Here is a 10,852-nt window from a genome sequence, read left to right on the forward strand (position 1 = left end):
CAGTATCTAATCTAATGGAGGCAACCATAAACTTGTATGGGAATATGCTATCAGAAGAAAGGTGGGATCGTATGATTCATATTGTGAAGCCAGGTGAAACACTGGGGATTATATCTGCAAATTATCGCGTAAGCCTTCAAAGGCTTCATGCAGCAAACCCTGGGGTTGGGCAATTACATGTGGGGCAAAAAATCCAAATTCCTGGTTTGCCAGAGCCATATTCCATCCCCTATTCCATTCAAATATCTGTTGGTAAACGAAGACTTACATTATACAATAATGGCAAACTAGTAAAAATTTTTCCTATTGCAGTAGGGAAGATGTTAACAAATACGCCAACTGGAGACTTTGTGATTGTTAATCGGCAGTATAATCCCGGGGGACCATTCGGGGTGTTGTGGATGTCTTTATCAAAACAGGGCTATGGAATTCACGGCACAAACAATCCAAGTTCAATCGGCAAAGCGGTTTCTCATGGCTGTGTAAGAATGTACAATCGGGATGTATTACAACTCGCAGAGATGGTACCCAATGGCACGAGAGTCATCATACGTCCTTAGTGTAAAAAATTCGATTTTCGAATCGGCCTTTTTTCTAATGGAGTACTATGGAAATGCAAAAATCTATAGACAGAAACCAGAGGGATAATGTAAAATCTGTCCTCATGAGGTGTTCATGAAGACAGAAACCAGAAGGATAATGTAAAATCTGTCCTCATGAGGTGTTCATGAAGACAGAAATCAGTTGGAAAATTTAAAACCTGTCCTCATGGGGTAAAAAATCCCACCTTCTAATGTCAGAGGGTGGGACTTAAAAATTTACTTATAGATAACGATAGATCCAACAGATTTATCTTTGGATTGTCCGTTAACTCGAACTTTTAGTCCATAATGCGGGATATCACGACCAGCATCCGGTACAAAAGCATTTAGGTACGATTTGCTGTCATCAAATGTAGAAACAGCTGCTTGGCTTGGAACATTCAATGTCTGAATACCCGGATAAATGATATTTAATTCAGAAGTTGGATCTAAACCAAAAGCTGCATCCGCAATTTGGAAACGAGTACTTGCTTTTGCAGTCGTACCATTAGTAAGGAGCCATTTTAATTCCTGGTCAAGGTGAGAATCCACAACTCCTAAGAAGCCATTTCCAGGATGAGTACCTGTCCAGTTATCTGTATAGCTATCATCAACATACCAAACTACTAAGCCACCATCATAGCTCATTAAAGAGCTTCCGCGTTTAATGTGACCAAGACCTTGGTCAACCCCTTGATGGTTACGCCACTCAAGTAAGTAATAGTGATCAGCATAAACATTACCATCAAACTTGTTGAAGCCGTTATGAGTGAAAGTAGAAGCAGTTCCTTCACCGTCTTCATTAAAAATGTTAGAACCGTCAGCAGTAACTTTAACATTATCAACAAAGAAACCAGTGTCGTTATATCCCCAGTCAGTAATATAGCGGAACTTCAATTGAATCTTCTTGCCAGCATATGCAGATAAATCAAATGATTGTTTTGTCCAACCATTTGAGTCTCCGGTGAAACCAGGAAGATTCGCAGGGATTGTTGGGTAAACACCTGATACTACACGGGAAGTCGTATTCGCATTTGAGAGTGACTTCCAAGTAGTTCCGTTATCTTCAGAAACTTGAACGAAAGCGTAGTCCCATTCGTCTTCAATCTTGTAGTAAGCGTCGAAATCCAATGTAGCAGAATTCTTACCAGTTAAATCTACTGAAGTTACCATGTTATTGTCAGACTCATCGCCAGTGCCGCCCCAGAAAGAGTATTTGCCTTCATACGGATTTAATACATGCTTTACCTTTTGTGGCAGATTTACTCGAATTGCCTGGTCATTCTTTCCAAGTGGTGAATTTGCTTGATCTAGCAAAAACTGTGTTCCTTTTGAAGTAACATCTTCTAGATTGACCACTGTAGGATCAGTCCATTTTCCTCCAAGTGTAGCTTGGAAATACTGCTTTGCATAAGGGGAGAAACCTGTTGGTTCTGTACCAGGAACTTTTCCAGCCCATGAACCGCTTGACATAATGGACCAGTATTGATTTGGCTCGTCAGCCCCTGAATAGTTTGTATCATATTCATCAGGAAGACCTAAATCATGACCATACTCGTGTGCGAAAACCCCGGTGGCACCGTCTTCAGGCATTATGGTATAGTCATAGAATCCTGGCAAGCCTTCACCAAGACCATCTGGATCGTGAAATACTGCCGAGCGATGTGACCAAATTGCATTATTACCTAGAGAGCCACCACCAGCTTCTTGACCCATACCAGCATGGATAATTTGGAGATGATCTACCAAACCATCAGACTCCCAGAAATTACCATCACCATCTAAATCATGCGGATCTTCTAAGTCATAATCTTGTAAGGGAATATTAGCATCGAGTGCAGCCTTGTATGTGTCTCTTACTAGTTGTGCTGCACCACCTGGGTTCACATTATCATGGCCTGTTCTACCATCAGCACCGTAAAACTTTGCAGTACCAGGAACTTTTAACCAGCCATAGGCTTTACCATTAATAGTATAGGTACCACCAGATTGCTGCTCATAGTATTGCTTTTGAGAAATGAAGTTTTCACCATTTGGACCAGTTACTCCATTAGCACCGAAAATCATTTCTTCAAAGTGATCAATGGTATAATCTTTGTAATAGTTATCTGTTTGATTTGGTTGAATTTGGTTGTGAGCAAAATCGGAGTACTCTACTACAAGCGTTAAAAGTTTACCTTGTTTGACGACTCCTGGAGTCTTTCCTTCTTTTACGTTGTGTCCGTTCTTGTTACCATTTCCTTTCATCATTCCGTTATTATATTCCTTAAACTTTTTTTGCTTTTTTGCATCGCCGGCTTTTACTTTTGCCGCTATTGGGTCATTCGTTTTTATCTTATCCTCTTTCCCTTTTTGGACCAGATAATTGTGTAGAGCGTCTTGTTTTTCGGCTTGGGTTGCATTCTTAGAGATAACACCTTCCCTAATTAACAACTCTATTAACTTGTCTTCGTTAACTACTGATAAATCTAGTGAACCATAAGAATGAGAGACGGCGCTAGGACTTTTATGTAGTAGTTTGTCCCCACTTGAAGTACTAGCATAGTTGCCAGGAAAACCAGAAAACAATGTACCAGCCATTATTGCGGTGGAAAGCCCTGTTTTTAATAGTTTCTTCATAATACTCCCCCTAAATTTATTGTCCTACTTTTAAATAATATTTCGAAAATTGAAACAAAACAATAGGAATATTTCTATGATTTTCTATTTATTCAGACAATTTTTACGATAGATGACATATATATCGACGGCAAATTTATTTTTTTTGCAAAATTTTATCGAATCAAAAGGAAAAGTAATTCGGAGACCGAATTACCTACTTCACAAATCGTAAATAGAATTCTACAATTATTAGTAGTATGAAATTTTAACGTGATGGATTTTCCGCAATTTAAGTGCACAAAGTAATAGAATATATGTTAATGAATTAGTACGAGGGGAGTCTTTTCTTGTGAAAAAAGTATATATCATCCATGAAAATAGCGACTGGACCATTCATCTTACCAAGCGCTTAGACGAACTAGGAGTGCCCTATGAGGAATGGCATCTAGACAGCGGACGTCTTGATCTATCAAAAGAACCTCCAGAAGGAGTTTTTTATAACCGGATGAGTGCGTCTTCGCATACTAGAGGGCATCGTTTTGCACCCGAATTTGCTGGACAGGTTCTCGCTTGGCTTGAGGCGCATGGCCGAAAAGTATTTAACGGAACACGAGCTCTTCAACTGGAAGTCAGTAAGGTTATGCAATACTTAGAGCTAAATAAATGTGGGATTCTAACACCCCGAACAATTGCTGCAGTCGGGAAAGAACAAATCCTTGAAGCGGCAGTTGAATTTATAGGGACTCCCTTTATTACAAAACATAACCGGGCTGGAAAAGGGTTAGGTGTTCAGTTATTTCAATCCTTAGATGGATTAAAAAACTATGTAAACGGATCTGCTTTTGAGGAGCCAGTTGATGGGATAACCTTAATTCAAGAGTACATACAAGCACCGGAGAGTTTTATTACTCGCTGCGAATTTATCGGTGGAAAATTTGTTTATGCAGTCAAGGTAGATACGACGGAAGGGTTTCAATTATGTCCAGCTGATGCCTGCCAGATTGGTGATTTATTTTGTCCAGTTGGTGAGGAGAAGGAAGAGAAACCAAAATTTCAAATCATTGCTGGTTTTTCAGACCCGATTATTAAAAAGTACGAGCAGGTACTTGCGGCTAACCATATTCAAATTGCCGGAATTGAATTTATTCGTAATGCAGCAGGTGAAATTTATACTTATGACATCAATACGAATACGAACTACAATTCGGAGGCAGAAGAGAAAGCAGGTAAATTTGGAATGCTAGAACTTGCTAAGTTTTTGAAAGAAGAACTAGAGCGCATGACTGTTTAGTTTATTATTATGGATATATTCTATAACAAAAATCAGGCGTGAAGTCCTCTGTGAATTCACGCCTGAAATAGATGATCAATATAAGTTATTCTGCTTTCGCTGCTTGAATCTGAAGGTTGATTTTTACTTTGTCAGCAACAAGGACGCCGCCAGTTTCAAGGGCAGCATTCCAAACAAGCCCGTATTCAGACCGGTTGATTGTGCCTTCTGCACTGAAGCCAACCTTTTCATTTCCCCATGGATCTTTTCCTTGACCTTCAAACGTAACCGCAAATGTTTCTGGTTTTGTTACACCACGAAGTGTTAAATCACCCGTAACAGTGTATTCGCCGTCATCTGTTTTTTCAATTTTTGTAGAACGGAATGTCATGGCTGGATGGTTTGCTACATCAAAGAAATCGGCAGAAACCAGGTGTCCATCACGGTCTTGGTTTCGTGTGTCTACACTTGCTGTCTCAACGGAAAATTCAATGTTTGCTGTTGTTAAATCTGTAGGATCTGCTTCAATTGATGCCTCGAATTTGTTGAAAGTACCTTTCACGTTTGCAATCATCATATGACGAACAGAAAAATCTACACTGCTGTGTGTTGGATCAAGAGCCCATTTTGTTTTTGTCATTTTATTTCTCCTCCAATATGTTTTTTTATTTTATCTCGAAATCAAAATAACTTAATTCAAGATAAATTATATGTTGTAGGCAAACATATTGTCAATTGAATTTTATTAATATTTTTTAAAATATTTCCAATGCTATTTATTGAAGTATTATGATTGGCAGATTGAATTCAAACAAGTGAAAGGTTCAGTTTCTGGAATGAACGGAGGCCGTTACGAGGAAAATAAATAAGGTTTACAGAAATAGAGGGCATAAAGCCAATAAAAAAACGCCATAATGGCGTTTTTGATTGATTGCGAAAAATCTCCTTGAAAATATAGAAGGAGCATGTTAAAATGACAGTTGGCACAAATAAACTATTATCAATTTAATTAAAATTTACCTATTATAACATTAACACAACATTATTCAATTGTCAACAATTGACCAAAACTTTACCTGGGGAGTGGTTGGATGAGCGATTTACAGAGCAAGGATTGGCAAATAGAACAAAGAAGAGTCACTTCAGTTGTAAATGAAATCGATAAAAAAATAAATAAATTAACATCAAATGCTGGAAAGGTAAGCGCTGATGTACTCGAGATTCGAAAGGAATTTTGGGAAGATGTAACCGTCAATTTAGATGAACCTGATGACGTAATAGAAACGGCTGCAAGTATCAAACAACAGGCGGAGCTCCTCTCTGAACGTGAGCGGACACATAAACAGTTGGATAAGCATCTTAACACGCTTTCAAGGTTAAAGTATTCCCCATACTTTGGACGAATCGATTTTCTCGAAAAAGGAGAAACAGCATCAGACCAGGTCTACCTCGGAATTGCGTCTATGATGGATGAATATGATGAAAATTTCTTGATTTATGACTGGCGTGCCCCCATATCGAGCCTTTATTATGACTACTCACCAGGACCGGCTCAATATAAGACCCCAGAAGGGACCATCGAAGGGGATATGAACTTAAAGCGTCAATTTATTATTAGAGCTTCAGAAATTAAAGGGATGTTTGATACAGGGGTAACCATCGGAGATGAAATGCTTCAGGAGGTCCTTGGAAACAACGCTAGCACTCAAATGAAAAGCATTGTTGCCACGATTCAACGCGAGCAAAATGCAATTATTCGCAATGAACGATCAAAAATACTCATCGTCCAAGGAGTTGCAGGAAGTGGTAAAACATCAGCTGCCTTGCAACGGGTTGCTTACCTGCTTTATCGTTATCGTGGAACATTAAATTCAGAAAACATTATGTTATTTTCGCCTAACCCTTTGTTTAATAGCTATGTAGCCACGGTTTTACCGGAGCTTGGTGAAGAAAACATGCAACAATCCACCTTCCAGGAATATTTAAATTCTCGATTAGGGAAGGAATTTAATGTCGAAGATCCGTTTACACAAATGGAGTATTTGCTTAGTGAGAAAGAAAAAACGGACTATCATGTCAGAGTTGAAGGGATTCGCTTTAAAGCAAGTCTCGATTTCAAGAAAATCATCGAACGATACGCAATCGCGTTAGCGAAAAAGGGACTTATTTTTAGGGATTTAAAATTTAGAGGAGATGTATTGATATCCAAAAAGGAAATCCATGATTATTTTTATTCCTTGGATGAAAACATTACCATTCCTAACCGTATAAAGCTTGTGAAGGAATGGTTGTTAAGAGATTTAAAAAGAAAAGTAAAACAAGAGCGTTCAAGGAGTTGGGTGGAGGAAGAAATCCAATATCTCGAAAAAGAAGATTTCATGGATGCATTTAAAAAACTTCAGGAAAAAAATCAATTTTCAGGTAATACATTTGATGATTTTGAGCGGGAACAACAGCTACTCGCAGAAATGGTCGTAAAAGAGAAATTCAAGCCATTATTTGCACGAGTGAAAAGTTTACGGTTTATTGATGCCTCGCGTGTATATTATCAGTTATTTAAGCAACCAGAACATATGGATGAAAGCCTTCCTGTTGAATGGGAGCAAATTTGCAGGCAGACCTTGGAGAAATTAAATGTGATGGAAATTCCTTATGAAGATGCCACACCTTATGTCTACCTCCAAGATTTAATTGAGGGTCGTAAGTCAAAAACGGCGATACGGCATATTTTTATTGATGAAGCGCAAGATTACTCACCATTTCAGTTTGCTTTTATTCAGAAATTATTTCCTTATAGCAAAATGACTTTACTTGGTGATTTTAATCAAGCAATATTTTCTGGTGCCACTGGTGCAGAAACGGTTTTATCGGACCAAAGTATTGCGGGGGATGAGATCGAATCGTTTGTTCTTACCAAAACCTACCGATCGACAAAAGAGATTGTCAACTTTACCAATACCTTGATGGTCGGTGGGGAAAATATTGAACCCTTTAACCGTAGTGGCAGGAAGCCGTTAGTTTCTGTCGTTGACAATGAGGGCATCACAACCTTAATTGTAAGAAAAATAAACGATTTTCATGAGGAAGGACATCGAACCATTGCCGTCATCTGCAGGACGGCTGATGAGAGCAGAAGGGCTTTTGAAGAACTAAAGAACGAGATTCCGCTGCATCTGATTGAAAAAGGAACGATCTCCTATGAAAAAGGCATACTTGTCATTCCTTCTTATCTTGCAAAAGGTATCGAATTCGACGCGGTTATTTTGTACGATTGTTCCCAATATAGGGATGAAAGTGAACGAAAATTATTTTATACCGTCTGTACAAGGGCCATGCATGAGCTTCACCTGATTACTACATCAGCGATTAGTCCCTTAATGGAGAAAGTTCCGAATGATACCTACACATTCGAGAAATCAATTAAAAAGTAAGGAAAAAGGAAACTGTATGTCTTTCTTATTGAAGCATACAGTTTTTTTTAGTAACTTATTAATAATTATTAATCTTCTAACTGCAAAAAAGCCACTATTTAAAGTGGCTTTTTAACGATAAGTGTCATTTATATAACGTTGAGGATGAAAATTAAGGTATATATTGTTCTGTAATTTTAGTTACAACACCATTCTTAATTACAATTTGAAAAGGAGTTTGGTGGTCTTTATTTCGTTGTTTCAAAAAGGTAATAAACTGTTTTCTTGTAACTTTTTCATTCCATTTGATTTCGTATTGATTTCGAGTTTGCAACACAAATTGAGTGTTGTTTGAAATTTTAAAGGTACGTATCTTGGGATTAACGTTTCGAATCCAGTATCCATCAGGTGCCCGATCCATTACCTTGCTGCATTTACAATCCTTTAAAAATTCTCTATCAGCAGCCTTACCAGTATACCATTGTATATAATCAAACTTGCCAACCCACTTACTTTGAACCTTTTTAAAGGAAGTGATATAGGTAGTAGCTTTTACCGTTGTGGGATGTTTTGTAACACCGGTTTTTGCAGATACTTGTGAAAAGGTTGAGGGCAGTAAGAACAAAGTCAATGTAAAAATCATAAATACAGGAAAGAACATTTTAAGTAATCTTTGTATCATTCGTAATTCCCCTCTTCATTATTTATTTATAATTACTAATATAATTAGTAGATTGTGAAAACAATGTCGATATAAGGGTTAGAAAAAAATATTATTAGATTTGTTTTCATATTTATTTATCATATAAATCCATTCTTGACCGTGTAAAAAAACACTATTACTTCATTAAATATTAAAAATATTACAAAGTATTACAATGTGTTAACAATATTCGACATATTCTAGCAATCAATCGAAATAATAAGTAAACTTAAATTAATAAAGAAGTATAATTCGTGGGGGAAAAATGAAAAAGAAACTTTTAACAATGATTGCAGCTACAGTATTTGGAACTTCGTTATATAGCACTTCAGCTATGGCTATGAATATCAAGGTAAAAAGTGGGGATAGTTTATATAAACTATCAAAAAAATATAATGTTTCGGTTACTAAAATAAGGACTGATAATAAATTAAAAAGTGATAGGATCTTGGTAGGTCAGAACCTATATATCTATGAAAAAGGTATAGCTGCTGCTAAAAAGAGCACTTCACTTTCTACAGTAATTTATACAGTAAAAAAAGGCGATGCCCTTTCATTAATTGCAAAGAAATATGGTATGACAGTAACACAATTGAAGTCTTTGAATGGCCTGAAATCAAATCTTATTAGGCAAGGGCAAAAATTAAAAGTGAAGGGTAAGATAACAACGCCATCTATTAAGGCCCCAAAAAACACTTCTACGCCTAATTCTGTTGTATCTACCTTCAATAAGAGCAAGTTGACAAAGGATGCCAAGGCAGTCATAGGGACACCTTACAAATGGGGAGGAACTACGCCAAGCGGCTTTGATTGTAGTGGATTTATCTACTATGTTATAAAAAAACAAAAGTCCATCACCCGTCAGACTGTTGCAGGATATTGGAATAGTATGAAGCCAGTAAAAACTTTATCTGTTGGCGATTTTGTCTATTACGAAACATATAAACGCGGTCCTTCGCATATGGGTATCTACGTAGGAAATGGTAAATTTATTCATTCCGGTTCTTCCAAAGGAGTCGAAATTTCTGACATGAATAATTCGTACTGGAAATCCCGATATTTAGGAGCAAGACAATTATAAACTATATATAATTCCTTTGTGGTGACAAAAACGACATTATAAAAAAAGGTTAGGCACTTTTATTTTGAAGATGATTTCTGTATTCTAAAGGAGTCATCTTCTTTAGGGAGATGTAACAAAGGTCATCGGGCATAGCATGAATATAAAGAAATACAATCAAAAAAGGTCTGGTAAAATACCAAACCTTAGAAAAAGGTTTAAAGTTATCAACTTAATTTTTTTGTATTTCGTAAGGCTAATTTAACTGCAAAATAAACGATCCCACCTATAACAGCTAAGCCTAATACAAACATTAAGATGCACATTGCAATGCCCATACCACTTATCATATGGCCAAACATAGTAGGTCACCCCAGTTTCTATAAGCTATTCATCATATTTTCACTTTTCATTTCCTTTCCATTAGTTCCGTCCATCATTCCTTTTTCTTCATGACAAGCTTTGTACATGTCTTTTAATTCAGCCTTTGTTGAATCGGGATGCATTTTTTGCATAAACGGCAACATTTTTTCAAGACTAACATCATCATCAGAATTCCCATTCCCAGCTGCAAATACAGCAGTTCCAGCTCCGAGAATAAACGCCGCACTTAAAATCCCAATAACAAACTTCTTCATTTTTCTGCCACTCCTTTCTTTTCTTATCTTTATAATAAATAATAAATTTGCAGAAAATTGGGAGATTTGGTGTTAATGTTATGAAGATTTTATCTATCTACTAATTTAAAAGGTTCGATTTAATTGTACTAAATGCATATAAAACATCGGAGGAAAAAAAGAGGATAAATTCATTAGAGAATTACTGCAGCCTGCCAAAACAAAAAATTGCCGAGAAAAATTCCCTTTCTCGACAATCTGAGCAGACTCCTAGCTTTTTATCAAGGATTATTTCTTCCACTGCTTTTGAACTTGTTCTAAGGCAAGTTGGAATATTTCATCTTCTGATGTTTCCCGATGGGCAATGACATTTGTTAAATAGCTTTTTCCTTCTAAAGTTACTGTGACTTCTACTTGTACCATAATAAAATCTCCTTTTCTATAAAAAAATATTGGTTAATTAGTGTAATCAAAAATTACACAACGATTAAATGTATTAAGCCATTTGAAAAATAATGACATTAATTATTCGACAAACGTTACTAAAATATGCAGTTTTGATATAATCAAGTTAGAAAAACAATAAAAATTTAGATAAACAATAAAATGG

General features: G+C 36.6%; 10 protein-coding genes. 4 read left to right on the top strand and 6 right to left on the bottom strand.

Translation table 11 applies throughout. The annotated features are described in order from the left end of the window. Positions 1 to 71: 71 nt before the first annotated feature. The gene (locus tag ACJ004_RS22850; protein WP_410895433.1) at positions 72 to 560 is read left to right on the top strand and encodes a L,D-transpeptidase family protein; all 489 of its coding nucleotides are present in this window, start codon (positions 72 to 74) and stop codon (positions 558 to 560) included. A 258-nt stretch (positions 561 to 818) separates the two neighbouring features. Here ACJ004_RS22850 and ACJ004_RS22855 read toward each other — a convergent pair whose 3' ends face one another. Then, complete coding sequence (locus ACJ004_RS22855; RefSeq protein ID WP_410895434.1) at positions 819 to 3,200, bottom strand: immune inhibitor A domain-containing protein; 2,382 nt, start codon at positions 3,198 to 3,200, stop codon at positions 819 to 821. 331 nt (positions 3,201 to 3,531) lie between these two features. On the opposite strand from ACJ004_RS22855, the gene ACJ004_RS22860 reads away from it, so the two are divergent. After that, complete coding sequence (locus ACJ004_RS22860) at positions 3,532 to 4,473, top strand: ATP-grasp domain-containing protein (RefSeq protein ID WP_410895435.1); 942 nt, start codon at positions 3,532 to 3,534, stop codon at positions 4,471 to 4,473. An 85-nt stretch (positions 4,474 to 4,558) separates the two neighbouring features. Here the strand turns inward: ACJ004_RS22860 and ACJ004_RS22865 are convergent, their stop codons facing one another. Further along, positions 4,559 to 5,092: a YceI family protein gene (locus ACJ004_RS22865; RefSeq protein ID WP_410895436.1), complete on the bottom strand. Its 534-nt coding sequence runs from the start codon at positions 5,090 to 5,092 to the stop codon at positions 4,559 to 4,561. Positions 5,093 to 5,543: 451 nt separating this feature from the next. Between ACJ004_RS22865 and helD the strand changes: the two genes are divergently transcribed. Next, positions 5,544 to 7,883, top strand: coding sequence for an RNA polymerase recycling motor HelD (gene helD, locus ACJ004_RS22870; protein WP_410895437.1), 2,340 nt, complete (start codon positions 5,544 to 5,546; stop codon positions 7,881 to 7,883). 151 nt (positions 7,884 to 8,034) lie between these two features. Here helD and ACJ004_RS22875 read toward each other — a convergent pair whose 3' ends face one another. Continuing rightward, complete coding sequence (locus tag ACJ004_RS22875; protein WP_410895438.1) at positions 8,035 to 8,544, bottom strand: hypothetical protein; 510 nt, start codon at positions 8,542 to 8,544, stop codon at positions 8,035 to 8,037. A 286-nt stretch (positions 8,545 to 8,830) separates the two neighbouring features. Between ACJ004_RS22875 and ACJ004_RS22880 the strand changes: the two genes are divergently transcribed. Beyond that, a complete protein-coding gene (locus tag ACJ004_RS22880; protein ID WP_410895439.1) occupies positions 8,831 to 9,646 on the top strand; it encodes a C40 family peptidase in 816 nt (271 codons plus the stop codon). 206 nt (positions 9,647 to 9,852) lie between these two features. Here the strand turns inward: ACJ004_RS22880 and ACJ004_RS22885 are convergent, their stop codons facing one another. The 3 genes from ACJ004_RS22885 to ACJ004_RS22895 form a co-directional block, all read right to left on the bottom strand. Beyond that, complete coding sequence (locus ACJ004_RS22885; protein ID WP_410895440.1) at positions 9,853 to 9,987, bottom strand: SHOCT domain-containing protein; 135 nt, start codon at positions 9,985 to 9,987, stop codon at positions 9,853 to 9,855. 18 nt (positions 9,988 to 10,005) lie between these two features. Beyond that, entirely contained in the window at positions 10,006 to 10,263 is a 258-nt protein-coding gene (locus tag ACJ004_RS22890) for a hypothetical protein (RefSeq protein WP_410895441.1), read from the bottom strand. 267 nt (positions 10,264 to 10,530) lie between these two features. Further along, a complete protein-coding gene (locus ACJ004_RS22895; RefSeq protein ID WP_410895442.1) occupies positions 10,531 to 10,665 on the bottom strand; it encodes a BA3454 family stress response protein in 135 nt (44 codons plus the stop codon). Between the last annotated feature and the right edge of the window lie 187 nt (positions 10,666 to 10,852).

This window comes from Neobacillus sp. 204 (assembly GCF_046562815.1).
In the GTDB taxonomy this organism is placed as follows: Bacteria; Bacillota; Bacilli; order Bacillales; family Cytobacillaceae; genus Neobacillus.